Here is a 23,894-nt window from a genome sequence, read left to right on the forward strand (position 1 = left end):
ACTGGGTGCAGTCTAATTACGAAAAATGACAACCATGTTGCGCAACTAATACATAAATGTGACAGCTGTCATTGAAATTACATTAATCAATTAACTTATTGTTTTTAAGGAAATTTTGTTAGTTAATGAGATGTTGCAGGTGTTTTGTGTCATAAAAGGATCACAAAAAAGCCGCTTTTGTTAAGCGGCTTTTAAGCTCTAGTGAGATGGCGTTAGACTCTAAACTTGAGCACCATTTGTTCTAATTCGTCGAACTGTAGTTTCAATGACTTACACTCTTCAAGGGTTGCGGTTAGGTTATTGCTGCCTTGCAGGCTGAGGTCACTAATATGATGAATGTCGCTATCTAATGTTTGGATAACGGTGTTTTGCTGGTGGGTGGCGCTGGCAACTGCATGGTTAACGCCGTCTATGGCATCAATCGAATTGCTCACTTCTTGCATTTTAGTACCTGAAGCATTGGCTCTATCGGCGCTTCTTGCTGAGTCTTCTAAACTCGCTTTCATTACGGCCACAGCTGAAGCAGAACCTTGTTGTAGTTGTGCAATAGTGCTTTCGATTTCTTGCGTTGACTCTTGCGTGCGCTGTGCTAATTGCCTTACTTCATCGGCAACGACGGCGAATCCACGTCCGGCCTCACCTGCCCTAGCCGCTTCAATGGCAGCATTTAACGCCAGTAAATTGGTCTGCTCGCTAACACCTTTGATCACTTCAAGCACTTGCCCTATGCTGCCTGAGAGTTTATCCAATCCATCCAGCGTGTCTTGTGCCTGAGACATTTTTTGTGTCAGTGAAGCAATTTCTTCGATATTTTGAGTGAGTGAATGTTGGCTTTCAACAGAAAGCTTGTTGGCGTTACTGGCAAGTTCTGAAGCATGGGTTGCATTGTTTGAGATCTCTTGTGCACTTGAAGAAAGCTCGTTGATCGCTGTCGCGACGCTATCGGTGCGCTTTGACTGATCTGTATACATAGATAAGGTATCTTGCGTTTGCGCAACCAAACTATTTACGACGTTTTCAAGTGTTACTGTAGTATTTTTTACCTGCGTAATAGAAGCATGAATTTTATCGATAAATTGGTTGAAATAATCGGATAACTCGCCAAATTCATCTTGATTTTCTACGATTAACCTACGAGTAAGGTCACCTTCACCTTGGGCGATGTCTTTGATGGCTGCATTGAGATTATACATCGGGCGCATCAGATACTTGAGCAATAGTTGTAGCATCACCACAATCGCAATCACGCCAAGTAGCATATAGATAGCCGCCATATTTCTAAAAGAAGATACGGACGAATAGGCAATTTCTTTATTAATGACAACGCCAAGATACCAGTCGACATTTTTAATGCCTTTCATTTTTACAAATGAAACGAGCTTTTCTGTGCCATCAATTTCAAGCTCCGTGAAATCCCGATTTAATGACAGGCGTTTACCAAACAGCTCTGACATCGGCTTGTCATTCAGTTTAGTATCTGGATGACTGAGTATTTTACCGCTTTCATCAAGTAAGAAACCGTAACCAAACCCTAAGAAGTCAATTTCATTGATAATTTCTGTGATGGTTGACATGTCGATGTCCCCCCCTGCCACACCTGCGAAACGGCCTCCTTGTTTTACAGGTACAACGGCTGAGATAGTGAATTCGTTGGTGGTAACGTCGATATAAGGTGCGGTAAATGCGGTATCTTGTTTTTGCTCAGCGAGCTTGTACCAAGGGCGGCTAGTCGCATCAAAATCAGCAGGAAGTTGGATACTTGGATCGTCCAACACAAATGTTCCATCTGGCGTGCCAATAAAAACGTTTTTGAAATCCCCCGCAGTGTCTGCGGTTTTTAACCGTCTTCTTATCTGTTCAGTGGAGTCATCAGCTCTATGTCCATCAGCAATCGAGACCACGATTTCAAGTCTGTCATTGAGCCAATTGGCGATATTCTGTGAAACCGAGCTTGAAATCTCTTGTAAAACCAAGGTAAGTCGAGCTTGAGTTTGGTCTCGCATAACAAGAAAGTTGTTTACGGTAAATAAGCCGAGCACAATTACTAACACAAGGGAGGCTGCTACGGTTACTTTGGTGGTGAACTTTAGCGCTTTAAACATCATGATCCTGTTGAACTTGTTCTTTTCTTCAGCCAAACAATACACTTGTTGGCCGATTATTATTAATAGATTTAGGAATTGGATTCCTTTGTAACTATTTTTATCAAAAACTCAAAGGTTTGTCTTTGATTATCGGCAGGAAATGAGAGAGGTTTAGAGTGAATGTTAAATAAAGGTGAGACTTCGCTCACCTTGCGTTACAGTAACGACGCTTGATAATGTCGCCAAGCAGTATCTAATTTAACACCTGCTGATTGCTCAAAGTATTGCCAGTCCCACTTTATGTCGTCATGTGGGTCCAATTGAGCATTGATCTCCTGAAGTAGGTCTCGGTTACTTTGCTTCGATAACCAATCGATAAAGAATGCTGTATTTTTATAGCCGTCTTTATAGTTGCCACCAGGCTTTTGGGTATCATCAGGAATATACCCAGCTTTTAGTCTAACAACATCTGCTATTCCCTCAATGATTGGCCCTATTTCCTTGTAGTTATGATCATCTAGCTGATAAGCATGGGCAATTTCATGATAGAGAATACCGATAAGTTCGTCGACTGATTCTGTTTCACTGTGCGATGTAGAAAAGTTTTCCATGTAGTTTGCGCTGATATGGATTGTTGCGCCGTTAAAATCGCCCTCTTTATATGCAACCCCTTTTAGGTCTTCAAAGACGATATGGAGGGTTGGTAGCTTAGGCGCGCTAGTCATATCTTTATAAAGTAATCTAGCCACGTTATAACTTATTTGCTCTATTACTTTGTTATCAATTTCTTGCCATGCGAAATGGTTAATTTTAGTCGTTTTGCTGAGCGAGACGGCTGGTAGAGGAAATTGACGCCATGCTAAGTCTGACTGAAACGCGATCGGTTTTAATCGCGCTGCGGCATTATCGATGTCATTTGCAAGTGCGAACGGCGCACTTGCAAATGTGGTCATAGCCGCAAGAAATATTCCTGCTTTAACCATTACTTATACTCCGACAATGAAGGCGGTCTCTGCGTCTTGGATTGACCCCATGCTTTATTCGGCTTGCTAGACATTTGATACTCCAATGTACCACCATTCATAATGTCGTTATGTGTGATGTAGCTGCGCTTAAGCGGTTTTCCATTTAATTTAATGGACTTGATATATTTGTTTTTGTCACTGAAACCTTTCGCAACGGTTCTAAATGCTTTGCCGTTTGCAAGTTTCAAGGTAACTTCTGGCACTTGAGGCGCACCAATCGCGTAGCTTAGGTCGCCTGGCGCAACAGGATAAAAGCCCATCGCTGAAAATATATACCAAGCAGACATCTGACCTACATCGTCATTTCCTGCAAGGCCATCCGGTTTGTCTGAGCTCAAGGTATCCATGATCTGACGAATACGCTCTTGGGTTCTCCACGGTTTACCCGCGTAGTTATATAGATAGGCAATATGATGGCTAGGCTCATTACCATGGGCATAGTTACCAATCAGGCCTGCAATATCTTCGTGCTCTTTGATCATCTCTTCAGAAAGGTGGGTATCAAACAGTGCATCTAGACGCGCTTCAAATGCATCATCACCACCCATTAATTCAATCAGGCCAGCTACATCATGCGGTACATAGAAGCTATATTGCTTCGCGTTACCTTCGGTGTATGGGCCCATGTATTTTGCTTCAAAAGGGTCAAATTCGGGATCCCAGTTTCCTTTTGAATCTAACCCTTGCATGTAACCGGTTTCTTTATTGAACACATTTTTATAGCTCATCGCACGTTGGTAATAGTCTTTCGCTTTACTGGTATTGCCCATCGCTTCATACATTTTTGCGATGGCAAAATCATCGTAAGCATATTCAAGAGTGATAGAAATAGACTCAGGAAGTACGTCCATTGGTACATAGCCAAATTTCTTGTATTCAGGGATGGCATCGTACACTGGGTTGTTAGCCGTGTTTTCAATTGCTTCTACTGCTAAATCAATATCGTAATCTCTGATCCCTTTTAGATATGCATCAGCAATGACTGAAACCGCATGATAACCAATCATGGTCCATGTCTCGTGGGCATGGAACGACCAAATAGGTAACATTTTTTCATAGCTTTGCTGATAATGTACCAGCATAGATTGGATCATGCCGGATACGCGGTCTGGGTCGATATAAGTGAGCAATGGATGTAATGCACGATAGGTATCCCACAACGAGAATAAGGTATAGTGCTCGAAACCTTTGCCGTCATGAATTTCACCGTCAACGCCTCGATACTGTCCATTGACATCTTGGTAGATATTAGGCGCTTGTAGCGCATGGTAGAGCGCAGTGTAGAACTGACGTTTTTGCGCTTTGGTGCCTTCCACGTCGACTTTATCTAAATAATTTGCCCACTGAGACTTGGCATTTTCGCGAACGTTATCAAAATCCCAACTTGGTACTTCAGTTTTAAGATTCTCTAATGCGTTTTTGCGGCTAACTGCAGAAAGTCCGACTTTCACCAACAGTGGCGTTTCGTCTAAATTATCAAAGCTTGCAACAAACTTAACGGCTTTACCTGCTGTCATTTTTACTGCGGTATTCTCAATCGTAGAGTGTTTGCTGTCTTTTCCTAAGCAATTCATACAACGATAACGGTTGTTGTCTAGATTATAAAACTGATAGTCAGCGATAGGTTTTGAGAACTCGATGGCAAAATACATTTGGCGGTTACGCGCCCAGCCATTAGTTGCGCGGTAAGCAACCAATGTGGTGTCGTTTATTTTGCGGATGTCGCTCCAAATCACTTTATTCTCAAAGTTATAGATTGCTGAGGTCAAATCAAGCAATACATGACCCTGTTTTGCTTTGTTGAAGCTGTATTTATGCATACCCACTCGCGTGGTTGCAGTGACTTCGGCTTTCACACCATAGTCGAGTAAGTCAACACCGTAATAGCCAGGTTCAGACCATTCTTGGTCGTGAGAAAAGCGCGAGCGATATCCTATGTCTGGATTTTCAGCGGTACCAGCATCGAGTTTTACTTCGCCTGTCATTGGCATGATCAGCAGGTCGCCAAGATCTGAGTGACCAGTACCAGAGAAATGCGTGTGGGAGAAACCAACAATAGTATGGTCGTCATAGTGATAACCAGCGCAGCGCTTGTAGATTTCTGGTTGAGGGGAAACACCGCGCATGGGGTTATCTGTATCTGGGCTTAATTGCACCATACCAAATGGCACGACTGCGCCAGGGAAGGTGTGGCCATCACCGCCAGTACCAATGAAGGTATCGACCCACTGTGTATTTGATTCAGTGGCGTGAACTGTTGCGCATAACAACACACTTTGTGTGATTGCCAACGCCCAAGTTTTAGCTCGCATTACTCTCTCCTAGTTTTTGTTTTGAATTGGAGCGTTCCAATTTTGTTTTATAATACCCTTTATGAATACGTATTCAATACTCTGCGACGAAAAAATTATGCAATAAAAAAGGCGAGCTATGCTCGCCTTGTAAACTTTCGTTAACTTAATTCAGTTTTGCTTGCCACTTTTGCGACAGCTTAACCACGTTTAATCCGTACCATGCGATGTAGACATAACAAAGCAATGGCACAATAAAGCTGATCTGAATATGGAATTTATCCGCAACCACACCTTGAATGAGCGGCACAATAGCACCACCGACAATGGCTAAACACAGCCAGCCAGAACCTTTACTGGTTAGTGAGCTCAGGCCTTCAATTGCCATTGAGAAGATTGTCGGAAACATAATGGAGTTAAACAAGCCAATCGCGAGTACGGCAATCATCGCAATGTTGCCACTGGTACTCATGGTCAATGCCAGTAATAAAATAATAACGACAGCGTTGAAAGCCACTGCTTTTGAAGGTGCAATAGTCTTTAAGGCAGCAGAGCCGATAAAGCGCCCTACCATAGCACCACCCCAGTAGTACCCGATAAGTTTTGCTGCAGCGTGCTCTTCAAGTCCTGCGATTTCAGGTTCTGCAAAGTAATTTACAAGGAAACTCCCAATCGCAACTTCTGCACCGACATAGCAGAAAATAGCTACTACACCCATTACTAAGTGTGGGGCTTCAATTAGGTTATGGTGTTTCGCTTTACAATCGACGGCTTCAGTATGCTCAGCAATAATGGGTAACTTTAAAAACGCGAATACAACGGCGATTGTTAGTAGCGCAGCTGCCAAAATAAGATAAGGTACCTTTACCCCCTCTGCGCTTGCCGCAGCTTCAACGGTTAGCGTACCGGCTGAACCAAACAATAAAAAGCCACCCACGATAGGACCAATAGTGGTACCCAGTGAATTAAGCGCTTGCGCAAGGTTTAAACGACTTGACGCAGTGCGAGGATGCCCGAGTGCTGCTACATAAGGATTCGCTGATACTTGCAAAACAGTGATGCCAGATGCAAGCACAAAAAGCGCTGAGAGAAAAATCCAATATTCGTGAACAACAACGGCGGGATAAAACATGATGCAGCCAATGGATGCCACGATTAAGCCCGTTAGTACGCCATTTTTATAGCCAAAGCGTTTAACTAAATACCCAGCAGGTAAAGAAATAATAAAGTAGGCACTAAAAAAGCAAAACTGGATCAGCATTGCTTCGGTGTAGTTAAGGTCAAATACGCCTTTTAGACGTGGGATGAGGACATCGTTTAAAACGGTTATAAATCCCCAAAGGAAAAAAAGCGTTGTCATTGCAATAAGCGGAAGTCGATAATTATTATTCTCGGTATTCCCGCTTGTGACGAAGGTTTGATTTGTATTTATTTCGCTCACAAGTGATACTCCAATCTGTTTTCACCTTGATTCTACACACTGTTACATGAAAATCACAAATGTTTTGTTGGATCGTTCCATGTTTTATCTGCTAAAGTAACGGAAATGTTCAGCAGTAGGTTAAAAGTTAGATGAATTTTAGAACAACGCAATTTTTAGAAGCACACATTAAAAAGACGCTCAGCTTTTACGCACCAAATTGCGTGGATGAACGTGGTGGCTTTAATCACTTCTTCAAGGATAATGGCGAGATTTATGATGCGAACACGCGTCACTTAGTATCAAGTACCCGTTTTGTCTTTAACTATGCTATGGCTTATGACTATTTTAAAGAGCCAGCTGACTTAGATAAGGTTAAGCATGGTATCGAATATTTAGAAACTGTCCATAGGCAGGAAAATGGCGGCTATGCGTGGTTGCTTGAAGGCGAAAATGTTGTAGATGGCACTAACCATTGTTACGGGCTCGCCTTTGTTTTATTGGCTCATGCCTGTGCGTTGAAGGTTGGGTTATCAGACAGCAAGTCTGCAATTGAGCGAGTATGGCAGCTGTTAGAAGAGAAATACTTTGAGCCTGATTTTGGACTCTATAAAGACGAATTCGATGCAGACTTTAATCAGGCAGATAAGTACCGAGGTCAAAATGCCAATATGCATACCTGCGAAGCGCTAATAGCTTGCTTTGAAGCAACGCAGGATGAAAAGTTTTTACAGCGTGCATATATGCTTGCCGACAATATGGTAAATCGTCAAGCCGCTAAGGCAGAAGGGCTGATTTGGGAGCACTATGATAGTCAATGGCAAGTCGACCTTGAGTATAACAAAGGCGATCCCAAACACTTATTCAGGCCTTGGGGATTTCAGCCCGGTCATCAAACTGAGTGGTCAAAATTATTATTGTTGATTAACCGCTACATGCCAAAGTCATGGCTTGTGGAAAAAGCCGCGCACTTGTTTGATGAGTCATTAAAAGCTGCTTGGGATAGTGAATTTGGCGGAATTTGCTACGGCTTTGCGCCGGATAAGTCGATTTGTGATGATGATAAGTACTTTTGGGTTCAGGCTGAGTCATTCGCTGCGGCTGCGCTACTAGCACTTGAAACCGGTGATGAAAAATATTGGCAGTGGTACGACAGAATTTGGCAATATGCTTGGGATAACTTCGTCGACCATGAATACGGTGCTTGGTATCGTATTTTGAATAACAAGAACGAAAAGTACAGCGATGAAAAAAGCCCGGCGGGCAAGACCGATTATCACACTATGGGCGCGTGTTACGAAGTCCTGCGTTCAATGAAGTTAAAAGGCGAATAACATGGCACTTGTTTGTTTTGGTGAGGCGTTGATTGATTTTTTATCGGATGGCAAAACACCAGAATCATTTACTAAATATGCAGGCGGCGCGCCTGCAAACGTGGCAGTAGCTGCGGCAAAGCAAGGCGTTGATGCGTATTTTTGCGGCATGTTAGGCAATGACATGTTCGGCCAGTTTTTAGCTGAAGAGCTACAGGCTAATGGCGTAAATACCCGGTACCTTGAGTATACAGATAAAGCCAAAACGGCATTGGCATTTGTCTCTTTAGATAAACAAGGTGAAAGAAGCTTTAGTTTTTATCGGCCACCAGCGGCGGATTTGTTGTTCAGGCAAACACATTTTTCTGAGGATATGTTTACAGAGCATTCTGTATTACATATATGCAGTAACAGTCTTACTGAAGAGAATATCTATAAAACCACGGTTTATGCGCTTGAGCGTGCACGAGCAAACAACATGCTTGTTAGTTTTGATATGAACCTGAGGTTGAACCTATGGAGTTCGACAGCGCATATTCTTGATAGAATTTGGCATTGTATCGCGCTAAGTGATGTCGTTAAACTCTCACGCGAAGAATTGGAATACCTGAACGCGAATAGTCATGTGGGTAAAACCGAAGCGCAAACCATAGCCGCAATTATGGATAAGCAAACTCAATTGTTATTAATAACCGACGGCGCAAACCCCGTTGAGATTTATCTACAAAATGATAGTGCTAAAGTCGCTGCGCCAAATGTTGTCGCGGTGGATACCACGGCTGCGGGAGATGCGTTTGTCGGGGGGTTACTTGCTGAGATCATTCGAAAGTTTAAACCTACCCGAGATACTGAGTTTGCCATCACACTAAATGAAGCAAAAGGCTTAGTCGCATATGCTGCAAAATGTGGTGCGTTCGCCGTTCAACACTACGGTGCATTTGCCGCTTTGCCGTCTAAAGGTGATATTGGCGAATAGTAGTCTTTTTTCTAGGATATATGCATGCTCTACCGCAAAACATTTATCCTAGTCCCTGTTTTTTACTCGCAGTCTTTGTGGGGCCACTCTACTATATGCGCTTCAAAATCAGATTCTAAATCTACTTCCAGTTCTGAGGTCGCCTTACCAAAAATACTGATCCCCGCATCTATCATGGCTTGTTTGGAACCATTATTTCTAAGAGGATGCCAGCTTGCCAGTCCCCTGCCCTCATGAAGTCGTCGATAACTACAACTGTTTGGCATAAAAAAGATATCTTTGAGGTTTTCTTTGGTTAGCTGTACGCAAGACGGAACTAGAACTTGCCTTTCGCTGTAGCGGCTACAACCACAGCTATTTTTATCGTTATATTGGCAAACAACATCAGTGTAGAGTAACTCTTCACCTTCGCGTAAAAAGTCGGTGCTTTCAAATGATTCATCTTCCTCATCGCTGTCGATAAAAGAGTGTAAACAGCATTTGCCACAGCCATCACAAATCGCTTCCCACTCATCTCTAGTCATTTCTTCGAGTGTTTTTTCTTGCCAAAAGCTCATTACTTTGCCCCTTCATTACGCTTTTTTGCATCATATTTGATTTGTGATGTTGGAATCGATCACATCAAACAAGCGGCGCATTCTATAGGATAGTTGAACGTAATTCAAAATTGGCGAACTATTTATGGCTGACTATGATTAAAGTACTATTTTTATTTCATAATCTTTGGCGAGAGCGCTATTTGTCTGCGATTATGGAACGTAGCGAGGGTGGTTGATTGAGGCAAAGGTACGTCTTTTTATTGTTTGTACTCCTGTTGTCTCTGTGTAGTCAAGTGGTAGCTGCTGGCAAAGAGACGTTGCAACTAGAGTACGTGGCTTCAAATGCTAAAATTGTCGACGTCATAAATAACTCAAGTATCCATTGGCAAACTACCGATGATAAAGTGTTGAACTTAGGTTATTCCAACCTAAGTTACTGGGTACGTACGTCGTTAAATATTGACGAAAAAGAAGGGCCTTATTTACTTGAGATTGCCTATCCGGTGCTGGATCAACTTGATGTTTACATGCTACAAGAAGGCAATATATTTGTTCATCAGCAATTAGGAGACAAACAACCTTTCGTTGACCGCCCTTTTGCGCATGAACATTTTATTATACCACTCCCAAACGGCACGCATGGTAAGGTAGCACTATACATTAAAGTACGCTCATCCAGTGCGCTGCAACTTCCCGTGGTACTTTGGACAAACCATGACTTTTTGATAAACGACCAAGTTTTTCGTATCGTGATGGGGATCTACTTTGGTTTGATGGGGATAATGGCAGCTTATAATGTGCTCCTCTATTTTACCATTCGCGAATCCACATTATTTTACTATGTTTTATACGTTATTTGTTTAGCGCTATTTTCTGCTTGTTTGTCAGGTTTTGCCTTTCGATATCTTTGGCCAAATAGTCTTTGGTGGAACGATCAAGCAATCTTGTTCTTTCTTATCAGTTCGGTGTTAACCGGCACTTACTTTGTTATGACATTGCTCGAGATTGGTATTTCGGACAAGTGGCTTTATCTAGGTTGTCGCTTAATTTTGGGATTAGGGCTGGTACTCTTATTTTCTTCTGTGTTTTTTGACTATGCAGTGATGATAAAACTTACCATAGCGTATGCCGTATCAGCTTGTATCTGGGGCGTATTCTGCCGTATTTTACGTTTGGCTGGGAAAAGCCGCTTAGCGACATACTATTCGATTGCTTGGAGCTCAGTGCTCATTGGCGGGATCATTCTTGCGCTAAATAAATTAGATTTAATCAGCCAAACTTGGTTTACCGAAAATGCGCTATTAATAGGTACTGCCATTGAGGTGGCCTGTTTATCGATAGCAATAGGTGAAAAACTCAATACCGAGAAAAACAAGCGTTTTCAAGCGCAATTAACGGCATTCAATGAAATCCAAAAAGTAAACTCTCAATTAGAGAAGACTGTCGCCATCCGAACTCAAGCGCTACAGGAAGCTAACGATAGACTGGAGCTTGCGAGTCGCACCGATGCGCTTACTGGTGTTGCCAATAGGCGAGCGCTAGACGAAGCCTTGCATAGTGAATGCTTAAGAGCAAAGCGTTTTGAACACGCTCTTAGTGTTATTATGATCGATATCGATTTTTTTAAGCAGGTTAACGATACCTATGGTCACGAAGCGGGAGACGATTGTCTGATTCACATCGGACGTATACTTTCCAATTGTGCTACGAGAGCGGGAGACTTTGTCGCACGGTATGGCGGCGAAGAGTTTTGTATTGTACTTGCACAAACCGATAGCTCGCAGGCTTTTGACCTTGCAGAGAAGATCAGAATGACATGTGAGACTAGCCCATTGATAAGCGAAAGCTATTGTATAGAGATGACATTAAGTGCAGGATTACATACTCAGACTAAGCCACCATACAGCGGTAAAGAATTGCTTGCCTCGGCAGATCAGGCACTTTATTTTGCTAAGCGTAATGGTCGTAATCAAGTGGCAATCTCAGGTGAGCTGTAAATTTGGTATTCGGCTGTAAATGAATTAGCTAAGTCACCATAGAAAAGGATATAAAATGAAGACACTTTACAGAATCGCTATTTTATTGGCGCTCCTCATTGGGGCAATAGCTGCTTATAGCTATAGCAGCCACACTGGGATGTTCATTTTTGTGATATTGGGTGTGGCACTTGAAATTGCATTTTGGCTTAAGTTAATACCGCGACGAAATAATAAAACGTGAGCGCGAAAACATACTGTTGTATATCAACTAAAAGCAGGCACTTTAGTTAACGGAAGCTTGATCTCCATGTTCAATCCGCCTAATAGACTATTAAAGGATTCAATTTGTCCACAGTGAGCTTCTACCACTTTTTTGCACATCGCAAGGCCCATCCCTTTGGATTTTCCCGAATTGGTCCTTGCAGATTGTGATTTGTAAAGCGGGTCAAATAGCTGTTGGTGTGCCTCATAGGATAGCGGAGTGCCTGAGTCTTCAATGCGAATGATTAGATTGCTGTCGACGCTAAAGAAACTCATCTTTACTTGGACCTTATCTCCTCCATGCTTAATCGCATTACCTAAGATCTCAAGGACGCAGTTAGTTATCGCATCTAGATCGATGGTTATCTTTTCTGTACCAGATATTTGATAGTTAACTTCTAATTGCTCCTTATTATCCTTAAATAAACCAGCGGCCTGAGTATGTACTTGATTTACCAGCTTGCAGATCGTGAAGTCTCTTAGATTAAGCATAGTTGCTAACTTTTCATTGTCAGTGACCAGCATCAATTGATTAATAAAGTGATTTAACTCGTCAATTTTATCCATGAGCTTGCCGTAGCTTTCCTGAACATTCTCTACAATATTGTATTGTAGAGATTCAACTTGTACCTTCATCACCGTTAGGGGGGTGCGCAGCTCATGGGAGAGATCGGTAAATAAACGTTGTTCTTTCTTTTCTAACGCCTGCTGATTTTGACGGTTGAACTGCTTTTCTGTTTGTACTGTATTCGAGAGTGCATTCACCTGAGTTTGTAGCGTTGATAGCAGATTATTTTGGGCTGACTTATTTTGTTGCGCAAGTGCCAGCGTAAATAACATGACCTCAATTAAGTAGCCAAATTTAATCGCGCTTGATATATGATGAACGTTGATAAAACCCGCATACATTGTCCCACCGATAGCGATGAAATTTACAAAAATGACATGGTTTAGCAGGCTGAGGGAAAAAGTTACAGAACCAGGAGCACTCTGTTTCAAAGACCAATAGCTGGTATAAAGAAATAGCGGGATGATACTCAAGCTTAATACTAGATTGTAGTGAACCGATTTTGAATAGATTGCCACTGGGATAAGTAGTAGGTAAGCCGCTAAAAATCCATTATATAAAAGATGTAAGGTTTCGTTTCGATGCTTTAATTGCAGAAATTGCTTGACGAAAAGAAGGTGAAACACTGGTACAAAAGTCATCAAACAAGCTGAAAATAAGGTGGCAAATTTGCCTTGTGAAGGCCAAAAATATTGAAATGTGAACCCTGACATATCCAACACAATAAGCAAAAACAATAGCGTCCAAAGACAATAGTAAGCGTTGGTCGCATTGGCATTAAAGTAGAAGTTAACCAATACAATAACAAACACGGCTGCTATGATCCCGCTTAGTGCAGCATTGGTCACCGTACTGGTAAGAACATTACTGTTTAGCTCATTATCATTTATTAACCTAAGGTCAGCGGGGGCATTCGCAAAAGTCTGATAGCGGACAATAAGACTTGCCCCTGCTAAGTGTTCTTTTGATATTGGTAGATATAATTGCGGTGCTTCTACTTCCCTAATATTAAACGCGGTATTCAGGGTGTGCTGCGTTAAAAATGAGACCTCGCCGTTGTTAATCAAAGCAACACTTAGCCAAGGCAATCTGGCAAAGCCAAATGCGATGTAATTTCTGTCCTCGGATATAAGCATATTTGGGGTGATCAACGCCCACTGATAAGGCTCATTCTTTAGCTCAGGCACTTGGCTTGAAAGTACCTCTGCAATAGATTGGCTTTCGCGCTCATTTATGCCAAGCGTTGAAGATAATTGCGTAGCATCGACTTCTCCAAAGTGGATTGTTAATGGTTCACTTACTCTATGCTCGGCACTAGGCGTAAAGTCAACTGCACCAGCCGCCATAGAAAAAAGCATAAAAATTAACGAGAAAAGTCTTAACATAGTGATATAAGGCACAATAATTATAGCTAAATCCTACTTTTAAATAGTGAAGCAAATGTGGATCAAATTTGGAGAAGTAAACAAATGTAAATGCAATCACATAACTAATAATCAGTAAAAACAGCATATTACTACTATTAGTTACCACTGTTTCAAAAAATGCGATGAGAAAATGAGCATACGTGTCGAGTTACATAAAACTGAAATATAACTGTAACAATTGGGTGGTTAAATGCGCGGCTGAAATAAAAGTGTAATGAATGAACATTACTTACTCTAAGAGCGAAACTATGGTTAATCAATCTCAGACTTCAGCATCAGCTAAACTTTTTAACTGGCTGTCAATCGTATTACTTGTTTACTTAGTCTTAGTCGCAGTTGGCACTGTGAGTGGCGGTTTTAAGTTGGCCTCAGGTGGAAGTGAAGGGGCGAAGGAAATCTTCGCATTCGCAACCAATCCAATCGTCGCCCTACTCTTAGGGGCTTTGGCAACTGCATTGGTGCAGTCCTCATCAACGGTGACTTCTGTTATTGTTGGCCTCGTTGCTGGTGGATTACCTATTAGTATCGCAATTCCTATGGTAATGGGCGCAAATATTGGTACTACTATTACCAACACGCTCGTTTCTATCGGCCACATTCGTAGTAAAGAAGAGTTTAGAAGAGCGTTTGCCGCATCCACCGTACATGACTTCTTTAATTTATTAGCCGTTGCTATTTTCCTGCCTTTGGAAATCATGTTTGGCATGTTAGAGAAACTTGCGTCAGGACTTGCCCATGTATTTGTTGGTGATGCTGACTTATCGTTAAAAAGTTACAACTTTATCAAACCACTAGTGAAACCAGCGGTTAGCGTGGTAAAAGATGGTGTTAGCTTTTTAGATTCTACAGCTGCAGGTATTGCCATGGTTGTTATCGGTATCATGATGATCCTGTTCGCTGTGACTTACTTAGGTAAATTACTCAAAAAGGCGTTAGTAGGTAAAGCGAAAGAATTATTACACAGTGCGATAGGCAGAGGCCCTGTTGTAGGTATAAGCTCAGGCGCGGTAGTTACGGTGATGGTACAATCGTCGTCGACAACAACAAGCTTGATGATCCCACTCGCTGGCAGCGGCGTATTTACCACTCGTCAGATATATCCGTTCACTCTAGGTGCAAATATCGGCACTACAATTACCGCTTTGTTAGCGGCAACATCTATCACTGGTCCTGCAGCAGAAGTCGCATTAACGATTGCACTTGTACATGTAATGTTTAACGTTTTTGCGGTAGCACTTATTTACGGTTTACCACTACTGAGAGAAATCCCGCTTCGTCTAGCTGAGAAGTTAGCGGAGATTGGTGCGCAGAATAAACCAGCAGCTTTGGCTTACGTATTAGGTTCATTCTTTGTGTTTCCGGGAATCATTATGCTCGCAGTACGATAAATAAAACGAACAAAGAATGCATTTAAAGCTCGGTATTGCCGAGCTTTGACTTTTTTAGCCTTTGGTTGATAAGTCATAATTCTGTAATCTAGCTTTGAGACAATTAACATTGTCTTGTAAATAACGAAAGAAAGTAATGAGTAGCAAACCTGGTATTTTTAGTTTTAATGCAGCACAGATCACAAGTTCTATGAGGGGACAGTACCGTGCTGTTCAACCCTATGAGAAACTTAGTCTGCAACCAGGTGAGCAAGGACTTTCTTTGGTGATAGAGTTGCCAATGGATGCGCGTATTGATGACCGAGTTAACGTTGTACTAACAAAGCACGGCGAGCGAAATGCGAAGTGCGAGGTCTCTTTGGTGGTTGATCCGGAGTCGTATCTCACTAAGATTGTCGAAATTAAAGTAAAGCAATCGCTTGATGCTGGTCCTTATTTTATGCAATTGAACTTGGTAGGACTCCACGACTACCTAAAAAACGCGGCTGAGTTTGATATCATTTTGAATGAGCGAATTATCGTAAGCGAACCAGCATCTGAAGCGGTTACAACTCAGACTACTGGCTTCAAACGTATTTTTAACTCGGCTGTCAGCGCTGTATTATCCGTTTTTTAGCGACTATGTTGGTAATGAAATCTTACCCATAGAAAAAGGCAGCGCATCGCTACCACCTGATACGGTTTCATTCGCAAGTAGCGCAAATAAAGCGGCCTCTTTGGCATCAGGGTTGATACCCAGTTGTGAGAAATCCTTGATTAAAACACGGTTATTCAAATGGCTTTCAATTCGCGCCATTAAAAACACATTATGAATTCCACCTCCGCTAACATATAGCTCTAATTCAGTTGTACCAAGCTCGTTCACCGCATTTGCGACAGCGATAGCTGTGAATTCGGTCAGTGTCGTGATGATATCTTCATGATTATAATCTTTTCCATCCAGCGCATGATGCACGAAGGCTTGATTAAATAACTCTTGTCCAGTTGATTTTGGAAGTTGCTTATCAAAGAATTCGTGTGACAGTAATGCTTCGAGAAAAGGCAATTGAATTTTTCCACTTGACGCAATCTCACCATTTTCATCGAATGGTAGCCCTAATACGTGGCGACAATATTGGTCTACTAATGTGTTTCCTGGACCGATGTCACTACTCATACTCTGCGCTAGTGCACAATTTTTTGGTAAATAAGTAAGGTTTGAAATACCGCCAATATTGAGCAAAACCCTATCGAGACTTGTGTCCGAATATAACAAATAGTCACCATATTGCACGAGAGGGGCTCCTTCATATCCTTTGGCTATATGCTTTTGTCTAAAGTCTGCGATGGTGATGATGTTCGTTTTTGCCGCAATAATATCGCCGTCAACGATCTGCAATGTGCTATTTAATTTTTCAACGTCTGCAAAAGATTGTTTTGGACAATGGTAAAGTGTTTGTCCATGACTCGCTATTAAATCAACAGTGTCGGCTGCGACTTGCCATTCTTTCAAGGCATTATTGATTAGACTTGCGTACAACTCGCCGAGCCACGCATTTAATTGACATAACGTTTTAAGATTTACTTGAGACTTAGACGCATGCTCACTGAGAAGCTGCTTTTGCGAAGGGTTGTATTCTATTGTGGTAAATTGTTCGACCGTTAGCTCTGTACTTTTCCCTGCACCTTCAATTTTACATAACGCAATATCTAATCCATCCAATGACGTACCGCTCATTAGTCCGAGTATATATTTGGTCTTTTTTTCCGCGATCGTGGCGAGTTTAATAATATCTGTTTTCATTTATAATGCGCGCTCCATAATCAATGCTTTTGCCTTTTCATACTTTACGCCGGATAAACTGCCAAATCCTTCAAGTTGTCTGAATTTATATTTAGTAAAATAGGGGCAATTTAAGCCTAGTAAAAACAACGCTTTGAGGTGAGTAGAAAAAATAACGCCGCGTTGCGATGCAAATTGCGAAGCGTCTCTTAAAGTATTTCGTGTTGTTTCAATATCTAGTTCGTGGCTCTCTTGTGCGTTGACGATCAGTTGCTTACCGCAGCAGACTCCGCAATGGCCACATTGCTCTGGTGCGTGCATATCGCCGAAGTAGCTGGCGAGCGCTTTGTGATAGCATGAAGTCAGTTGGAAAAATTTGAGTAAATGCCTTAGCCGTGCAAGTTCGCCTTGCTCTTTAATTTGTGATTGCTGGTAGAAAGACTCAACCAGTTCATTAATGTTAACTTGTTGGATAGGCTTTGAATAAACCGACGTATATTTAGCGACTTTTACGTCAATCAGTTGTTGGTTTTGCAAATACTCAACGACTTCTTGGGCTTTAGCCTGTGGGATGTTTTGCTCGCTTAATGCTTGATGTGAAAGTAATCCCCATTTCTTTTTGAATTCAAAACACGAGAATAGCTGAGTCAAAAACAGTTGCCGCTCAGGCGAGTACTTGGCTAATATTTTATCTTTGTCTTGGGTGAATGCGATGCTTAGCTCCGCAAAATAGCTGTAGTTTACTTGTAAGTATCCTTGCAGTTCGAGCTGGACAATAAGTGTTTTTAGCACCAATTGATTAATATTGGTTTTATAGGCAAGATCGTATTCATTGAGGTGATAATCTGTAGCTGGATCACCGAAAAGTTCATCAAAAAGCAGCGTTAATGACTCTCGCTCTAATGCACTGGCGTAAACGAAGTTCTCTAATGTCGCAATTTTTTCATTATTAATTAAAGCAACGCAATGTGCATTCTCGCCATCTCTGCCTGCCCTACCTACTTCTTGGCTATATCCCTCAATAGATTTTGGCATATCATAATGTAGTACCCAGCGAACATCGGGTTTGTCTACACCCATACCAAATGCAATGGTAGCTACAACGATAAGATTAGCTTTCGCTAGAAAGTCAGCTTGAATTTGGGCCTTTTTCTCGCTCTGCAATGATGCATGAAAAGCTTCTGCAGGAAAGCCGCAAGCCGTTATCATTTTTGCTACTTCTTCTGCTTGCTTTTGCTGCGTGACATAAACGATACCAGCGCCTTTTGCCTTTTTTAAAAAGGCGAGTAAATATTCGTCTTTTTGAGATTCGCTAATATGCGCCGCACTTAAGAATAGATTCTTCCGGTAAAAGCCCGTTCTAATGATATTTTGATCGGATACATCGAATTTACCCGCCATATCGCGTGCAACTTTATTTGTTGCTGTCGCGGTGAGTAATAGCACTTGGTTGATACCAAGTTCATGGCGATATTTGGCCACTTTTAGGTAATCTGGCCTGAAATTATGTCCCCACTCAGAAATACAATGCGCCTCATCAATGACAAGAAAAGAGATATTGCTTTGTGATAACAAGGTACGTGCTTTTTGGCTATTAAGCCGCTCTACTGATATAAAGAGGACTTTAAGTGCATTGTCTCGCACCGCATTTTCTATGCGCAACGTTTCCTCTTTGCTTTGAGTACTGTCAAGACAAGCAGTCGCAACTCCTTTACTTTGTAGGTAATCTCGTTGCTCGTGCATTAGTGCTAATAGTGGTGAAACGACTAAGCACATCCCTTGCTTCAATATTGCTGGTAACTGATAACACAACGACTTGCCTGCACCAGTTGCAAAAATAGCGATTGCACTTTGGCCTTGAAGTATAGATTCAATGACTTCCGATTGCCCCGGGCGAAGTGTCGTATGTCCAAATGTACTTTGTAGTGTTTGAAAGAGTTGCTGCTGTTGAGTCATCCTGAATCTTTTCTATATTTTTCTGAGATATTCGCTATTGTGCCATTTAAATTGGTGATTGCTTCATTAACGCGCTCAATGTCACTACGCTTAAATGCATGACGTCCAAGCATAAAATGTATAGCGTTATCGTTAACTACATAAGGGTGTAGCTGAATGCTTTGGTAGCCTAGCTTGTTGATATAGTAGTAGCCTGCGTCCTCATCTTCAATCAGAAAATCGACGCGGTTTTTAGCCACCATTTCTATTCGCCGGTCTAAGCTCGCGATTTCAAACAAACGCCTGTCGTACCAATCGATTTTTTTTATTTGTTTCACTTCCTCACCGTAGTAGGCTCCAGGATTGGCCGTGAATGTATAGCCTGCAGAAAACAACTCGATTAAGTTGCTATCGAGATCTATTTCCTTGTTAGCGAACAAGCGCATTTTTTCACGCCGATATGGCGAGGAGAAGTAAGCGATTTTTGCTCTATCGACGCTAAAACTTGCGGATGGCAGGACATCAATTAAGCCCTTTTCAAGCTCAGTGATCCCACGAGCCGATGAAGGAAGCTGAATGAACTCGATACAAAACCCGGCGCGTTCAAAAACTGCTCTCGTGATATCTACGTCTATGCCGTAAGGACGAGTGCCATACATAACAAAAGGCGGCCAGCTAGAGCCAATGCCGATTTTTAGGGATGACTTATTCGCGCAGTCGGACGCGTAGCTTTTTGGAAAAACTAAAACGAATAATAAAACGGATAGACGAATAAGCACTGCCAGAACTTATGACTCTTTTATGAAGTTCATTATGTCATTATGAAAGACCAAGCAGAAAAAGAAAGAAGAAATTGGTGATAAAAGTCAGATAATGGGTAACTTTATGTTTATGTGAATAAAAAATGAGCTTGACTGGCAAGCTCATTAATTGGGGATGGTTAGATTAGTTAGTTACTGCCTTCCATACATCAGCGGTTCCAGGTTCTTCACCTTGAGTCCACCATTTTGCTTCAAAGACATTGCCGTTATGAATTACTCGGTCGCCACCGACATATACTGTAGAGCGATCCCAAGTCGGGTATTGGGCGCCACCGTCTTTAATCGTAACATTAAATGTTGTATCAACAGCGTTCACCCCGTCTGATACGGTAACAGTTACTGGGACGGTTGTGTCGGCAGTGACATTTGCAGCAGTAATAGTCGCTGAGCTACCATTTGCTACTACGCTCAGCTCGGCTGGTGCACTCCAGCTATAGCTAAGCGCTGCGCCTTCAGGGTCAGTTGCTGACACATTGACAGTAGCCGAGGCCCCTTCATTAACCGAAATATCTGAAACCGGTGTAACGACAGGCGCTGCATTTGCACCTTCTGGGTTTACAACAACAACGATTGTTTTGGTTGTTGATAACGCGCCGTCATCGACCGTTACAGTCAAGTCGTAGCTTGTCTGTTGATTGACTGAAGGAGCGGTTACAGCGACAGCTGCGGTGTTGTTAGCAGATAAAGCCAAACCAGGCGCAGCAACCCATGAATAGGTTAATGGATCATTGTCTAAATCGCTTGCTTGCGCATCGACATTCACAACCTGACCTGAGGTCACATTGATTGGTCCAGAAACTCCGATAGAAGGGGCACGATTAGGGATCTCACCTGCTGTAAGGCCATCATACATTGCATTTAGAATGTCGCCATTATCAGCGTCAATTTCCCAACCAAATAAACCAGCCAGTTGATGAGTGTTTGCATACTGACCTTTTGCGATAACGCTGCGTGGGCTATCATAAGTGATGAGTTTACCGTTACTTCTGTTCCAAACATATGCTGCTTGTGCTTGCTCATCGTAGCCTACTTCATAACCATTAACACCTGAGCCACCTTGGCCTACAGCGTTTGCTGCAATAGCCTTGTAATCCATAATGCCAGGCTCCCAAACGCCTTCACTTGTAGAACCAGTCAACGGGCCATTGCCCGGCGCCGTCATCGGATTACCTGGGATTGTGGCATTTGCATCTAGCACTCCTTCCCAGCCGCGGCCGTACATTGCAACGCCCATAACGAGCTTAGAGGGCTGCACACCTTGTTGAAGTAACAATTGAATTGCATGGTCGCCAGTATATGCCGGGCCTTTACGTGGCACTCCATTGTCGTCAACGCCTGTACCGTTACATTCGTCTGTGCTGAGATGAGAGCCACAGTAGATACCGGTTTGATGACCCGTTTCATTGTTCCAAGCGCCATAGAAGTCATAGGTCATCGCAAAGATATAATCCATATACTGCTGAGCAGCTTGGTAATCTACATCTTCAATCTTGTCATAACCTGCACCTATTGCAGAAGTGAGTTCATATTGGCGTCCGGTTTCAGCTTCTAACTCATCTAGCATTGCACGCAGCTCTTGCATTAGCGCCACATAGGCTGGACCGTCGTTAATTGGGTCGCCTAAGTCTGGGTTTGGACCATCACCACCCGGGAATTCCCAGTCGATATCTACACCGTCATAAAACTTCCACGTTTTAAGGAATTGTTTTACAGACGCGACGAAAGTGTCGCGGTTTGCTTTATTTGTAAAGCCATGGAATGGATCAGATAGCGTCCAACCACCCACTGAAGGCAGAATTTTAAGGTCTGGATAACGTTGTTTTAGCGCCATTAATTGAGAATATACACCGCGAATAGGATCTTTTGCATCCACCCCTGGCATAGACTTTTGCACTGCAGCCCAAGGGTCGTGAATGACGACTTCATAATCTTGAGAGTCAGCACATGCAGTTTGAAGCGCTCTCCAACTATTGCCATTTTCGATGGATTTTAGCGACTCGTTAGGTCCGCAAATCGGAATAAAGCCATATAAAATGTGCGATAGGTTATGAGCGGGGATCTTAGTTACGTCGTAATTACGGCCATATATGCCCCATTCAACGAAATATGCACCCGTCACACGGCCTGGTATTGTACCGTTATTACGGTTGTTCGGATCTACATTCATAGGAAGTGGCGCTAGATGTGCACCGTCAGTGTCGGCAATGACGATTTCTTTCCCTGCGCTTCTTGCACATACAGTACCTTCACACAGTTCTAAATAAAGCTGATGGCGACCCGATTTAGTGTAGGGGAATTGTACTACTCCGCTTTTAGTACCAGCTGCAAGCGTACCTTGGTTTACGAGTAGATCATCAAAATATACTTTATAGTTATCACCGCCAGAGCCACTCCAAGCATTCCATTTGATGCTAATATCGACAACATCTTTGGCTTTTACCAATTGCTTGTAAGAGCCAAGCCCATCGACGTTAACTTCAACGAACGAATACTGTTGTGGCTGCCAATCTAATGTTGGTGTAGAAGGGGCTGCAAGTGCCCCGCCACTCAGTAAGGCAAGTCCTATATAGCTGGTTATTTTATTAAGTTTCATATCTTCAACCTTATTGTAGTTACATGTTGTACCCAATTAATTTGGGTTTTCTTTAAATTGCTTTCCAAACATCGGATGCGCCGGGCTCTTCTCCCTGCGTCCACCACTTGGCTTCATACACTTTCTGTTGATGCGTTACTCTGTCGCCTGCGACATAGGTAGTTGTACTATTCCAAGCTGGGTATTGGTTATTGGTGCTATCTTGAACGGTAATTGAGAAACTTACGGTCGTGCTTGCTTTGCCATCGGTGACATTAAGTTCAGCCTGAAAGGTTTGATCAGCCGTCACTTCAGGTGTTGAGATGGAAATCGTGTCACCTTCGCCACTAAAGCTAAGCGGTGCAGGAATACTCCAAATGAATGTCAGTGGGTCATTTTGGTCGTCAAACGCATGAGCATGCACTGTCGCTTGGCTATTTTCTGCGATGCTTTGGTTAGAAATTGGATTCACCGTAGGAGCGGTGTTGTCACCCCCTTTTACAACGCTAAGATTGCTGGTGTAAGCGGCATGTGGCAAAAATACTTCGTTTGCTAATAAGGCGTTTGCATCAAACGCAATTGAACCATCCGGTTGCTTAACACCAATGTTGACCTTATTTCCGTAATTGCTATTAAGATAAAGAGCCAACTCAGCTTGCCATGTTGATGCATTAGTGGAGGTTACATTCAAGTTATGGCTAATTAATTCATTCCCAGATTGGTCAAACGTCCTAAACCACACGCTATCACCGGCTTTAGCATCTTGCCCTTGCTTTAAGAAATAGCCGCTGCTCACCCATTCTGGTGGCGTGCCTGTTGAGGTTATTGTGATATCAGAGCAATTGTAAAATCCCTCTCCTGCGACATCAAACCGCTGCCAACGGGTATATAAAACTGCATCGCCCTCACGGCCTTGCGGTATATCTATTTCCATTTTATAGAAGCGTTTACCTTCTGGATCCACAACGAAATCAATATTGCCAAATTCATTAATAAGCTCTAAATCATTCCAAGTCAGAGGAGATGTATCGCCATCGTAGTTTGGCTTTGACAGGAAAAACTGCCAAAAACTGGGATTATGAGGTGTTGTCGCCCTAAAGCTAATGGCAAGTTTATTTTGAGCGTTTGGCTCTACAACTGTACGCTGCCAGTGTGGTGAGACAACACTCATGCCACTTTTGTTTGGGTCACCAGCTGAGCAAAGCGTACCATTGGGGATATTCGCTTTTACTGCCTCTAGGTTATTGTAGTCAGCGGTATTGGTCGAAAATTCATGCTCTTGCACAAACTGAAAATGGCCTGAGTCTAGAAAAGCTGCTCGACACGCTAAATTTGGGATATTTGAGCCATCATCCGGCCACCAATAACCTCCTTGCGCTTGGCAGATCGCTTGTCTTGCTTTGGGAAAGTCCATAAAACCATGAGCTGAAACTGCGCTTGAAAGCAAAACTGAGGTTGCGCCCAAAAGACCAAGCGCATATTTACGGTGTAAACTATTCATGCTTATTCGCCTTTTATAAAGGGGAGCAAAGC

Annotated in this window: 16 protein-coding genes; 5 read left to right on the plus strand and 11 right to left on the minus strand. The window is 42.5% G+C overall.

The genetic code is table 11. From position 1 onward, the window contains the following. Positions 1-212: 212 nt before the first annotated feature. The 4 genes from PNC201_RS19595 to PNC201_RS19610 form a co-directional block, all read right to left on the minus strand. A complete protein-coding gene (locus tag PNC201_RS19595; RefSeq protein ID WP_102058117.1) occupies positions 213-2,102 on the minus strand; it encodes a methyl-accepting chemotaxis protein in 1,890 nt (629 codons plus the stop codon). A gap of 197 nt (positions 2,103-2,299) precedes the next feature. Further along, positions 2,300-3,067: a basic secretory protein-like protein gene (locus PNC201_RS19600; RefSeq protein WP_102058118.1), complete on the minus strand. Its 768-nt coding sequence runs from the start codon at positions 3,065-3,067 to the stop codon at positions 2,300-2,302. Then, entirely contained in the window at positions 3,067-5,421 is a 2,355-nt protein-coding gene (locus tag PNC201_RS19605; RefSeq protein WP_102058119.1) for a GH92 family glycosyl hydrolase, read from the minus strand. The genes PNC201_RS19600 and PNC201_RS19605 overlap by 1 nt, the downstream gene beginning before the upstream one ends. Before the next feature lie 145 nt (positions 5,422-5,566). Continuing rightward, complete coding sequence (locus tag PNC201_RS19610; protein ID WP_010605507.1) at positions 5,567-6,841, minus strand: sugar MFS transporter; 1,275 nt, start codon at positions 6,839-6,841, stop codon at positions 5,567-5,569. A 131-nt stretch (positions 6,842-6,972) separates the two neighbouring features. Here PNC201_RS19610 and PNC201_RS19615 point away from each other — a divergent pair, with 131 nt between their 5' ends. Continuing rightward, complete coding sequence (locus PNC201_RS19615; protein WP_102058120.1) at positions 6,973-8,154, plus strand: AGE family epimerase/isomerase; 1,182 nt, start codon at positions 6,973-6,975, stop codon at positions 8,152-8,154. Between the two features lies 1 nt (position 8,155). Continuing rightward, entirely contained in the window at positions 8,156-9,109 is a 954-nt protein-coding gene (locus PNC201_RS19620; RefSeq protein WP_102058121.1) for a carbohydrate kinase family protein, read from the plus strand. A gap of 62 nt (positions 9,110-9,171) precedes the next feature. On the opposite strand, the gene PNC201_RS19625 is transcribed toward PNC201_RS19620, so the two are convergent. Further along, positions 9,172-9,666: a YcgN family cysteine cluster protein gene (locus PNC201_RS19625; protein ID WP_102058122.1), complete on the minus strand. Its 495-nt coding sequence runs from the start codon at positions 9,664-9,666 to the stop codon at positions 9,172-9,174. Between the two features lie 242 nt (positions 9,667-9,908). Between PNC201_RS19625 and PNC201_RS19630 the strand changes: the two genes are divergently transcribed. After that, entirely contained in the window at positions 9,909-11,645 is a 1,737-nt protein-coding gene (locus tag PNC201_RS19630) for a sensor domain-containing diguanylate cyclase (protein ID WP_102058123.1), read from the plus strand. Between the two features lie 246 nt (positions 11,646-11,891). Here PNC201_RS19630 and PNC201_RS19635 read toward each other — a convergent pair whose 3' ends face one another. Next, on the minus strand, positions 11,892-13,802 hold the full coding sequence (locus PNC201_RS19635; RefSeq protein ID WP_233525293.1) for a sensor histidine kinase: 1,911 nt from the start codon (positions 13,800-13,802) through the stop codon (positions 11,892-11,894). Positions 13,803-14,131: 329 nt separating this feature from the next. Between PNC201_RS19635 and PNC201_RS19640 the strand changes: the two genes are divergently transcribed. Together PNC201_RS19640 and PNC201_RS19645 are read left to right on the plus strand one after the other, a co-directional pair. Continuing rightward, positions 14,132-15,271 carry a Na/Pi symporter gene (locus PNC201_RS19640; RefSeq protein WP_102058125.1) on the plus strand — a complete coding sequence of 380 codons (1,140 nt, stop codon included), beginning with the start codon at positions 14,132-14,134 and terminating at the stop codon, positions 15,269-15,271. Positions 15,272-15,407: 136 nt separating this feature from the next. Then, positions 15,408-15,887 carry a hypothetical protein gene (locus PNC201_RS19645; protein ID WP_102058126.1) on the plus strand — a complete coding sequence of 160 codons (480 nt, stop codon included), beginning with the start codon at positions 15,408-15,410 and terminating at the stop codon, positions 15,885-15,887. A gap of 3 nt (positions 15,888-15,890) precedes the next feature. Here PNC201_RS19645 and PNC201_RS19650 read toward each other — a convergent pair whose 3' ends face one another. The 5 genes from PNC201_RS19650 to PNC201_RS19670 all read right to left on the minus strand — a co-directional run bounded on the left by PNC201_RS19650 (position 15,891) and on the right by PNC201_RS19670 (position 23,862). Further along, complete coding sequence (locus PNC201_RS19650) at positions 15,891-17,054, minus strand: anhydro-N-acetylmuramic acid kinase (RefSeq protein ID WP_102058127.1); 1,164 nt, start codon at positions 17,052-17,054, stop codon at positions 15,891-15,893. After that, a complete protein-coding gene (locus PNC201_RS19655) occupies positions 17,055-18,989 on the minus strand; it encodes a RecQ family ATP-dependent DNA helicase (RefSeq protein ID WP_102058128.1) in 1,935 nt (644 codons plus the stop codon). It lies immediately after the preceding gene. Then, positions 18,986-19,747, minus strand: coding sequence for a substrate-binding periplasmic protein (locus tag PNC201_RS19660; RefSeq protein WP_102058129.1), 762 nt, complete (start codon positions 19,745-19,747; stop codon positions 18,986-18,988). The genes PNC201_RS19655 and PNC201_RS19660 overlap by 4 nt, the downstream gene beginning before the upstream one ends. A 166-nt stretch (positions 19,748-19,913) precedes the next feature. Beyond that, positions 19,914-22,382 (minus strand): glycosyl hydrolase family 18 protein, encoded by a 2,469-nt coding sequence (locus PNC201_RS19665; protein ID WP_102058130.1) that lies wholly within the window; start codon positions 22,380-22,382, stop codon positions 19,914-19,916. Positions 22,383-22,434: 52 nt separating this feature from the next. After that, positions 22,435-23,862, minus strand: a complete 1,428-nt coding sequence (locus tag PNC201_RS19670; RefSeq protein WP_095726509.1) for a lytic polysaccharide monooxygenase — start codon at positions 23,860-23,862, stop codon at positions 22,435-22,437. Positions 23,863-23,894 lie beyond the last annotated feature (32 nt).

The sequence above is a fragment of the Pseudoalteromonas sp. NC201 genome (assembly GCF_002850255.1).
GTDB lineage: Bacteria > Pseudomonadota > Gammaproteobacteria > Enterobacterales > Alteromonadaceae > Pseudoalteromonas.

Coding starts and splice junctions, on each gene's coding strand:
- PNC201_RS19595 (WP_102058117.1), bottom strand. CDS start 2,102: ATGTTTAAAGCGCTAAAGTTCACCACCAAAGTAACCGTAGCAGCCTCC.
- PNC201_RS19600 (WP_102058118.1), bottom strand. CDS start 3,067: ATGGTTAAAGCAGGAATATTTCTTGCGGCTATGACCACATTTGCAAGT.
- PNC201_RS19605 (WP_102058119.1), bottom strand. CDS start 5,421: ATGCGAGCTAAAACTTGGGCGTTGGCAATCACACAAAGTGTGTTGTTA.
- PNC201_RS19615 (WP_102058120.1), top strand. CDS start 6,973: ATGAATTTTAGAACAACGCAATTTTTAGAAGCACACATTAAAAAGACG.
- PNC201_RS19620 (WP_102058121.1), top strand. CDS start 8,156: ATGGCACTTGTTTGTTTTGGTGAGGCGTTGATTGATTTTTTATCGGAT.
- PNC201_RS19625 (WP_102058122.1), bottom strand. CDS start 9,666: ATGAGCTTTTGGCAAGAAAAAACACTCGAAGAAATGACTAGAGATGAG.
- PNC201_RS19635 (WP_233525293.1), bottom strand. CDS start 13,802: ATGGCGGCTGGTGCAGTTGACTTTACGCCTAGTGCCGAGCATAGAGTA.
- PNC201_RS19640 (WP_102058125.1), top strand. CDS start 14,132: ATGGTTAATCAATCTCAGACTTCAGCATCAGCTAAACTTTTTAACTGG.
- PNC201_RS19645 (WP_102058126.1), top strand. CDS start 15,408: ATGAGTAGCAAACCTGGTATTTTTAGTTTTAATGCAGCACAGATCACA.
- PNC201_RS19650 (WP_102058127.1), bottom strand. CDS start 17,054: ATGAAAACAGATATTATTAAACTCGCCACGATCGCGGAAAAAAAGACC.
- PNC201_RS19655 (WP_102058128.1), bottom strand. CDS start 18,989: ATGACTCAACAGCAGCAACTCTTTCAAACACTACAAAGTACATTTGGA.
- PNC201_RS19665 (WP_102058130.1), bottom strand. CDS start 22,382: ATGAAACTTAATAAAATAACCAGCTATATAGGACTTGCCTTACTGAGT.
- PNC201_RS19670 (WP_095726509.1), bottom strand. CDS start 23,862: ATGAATAGTTTACACCGTAAATATGCGCTTGGTCTTTTGGGCGCAACC.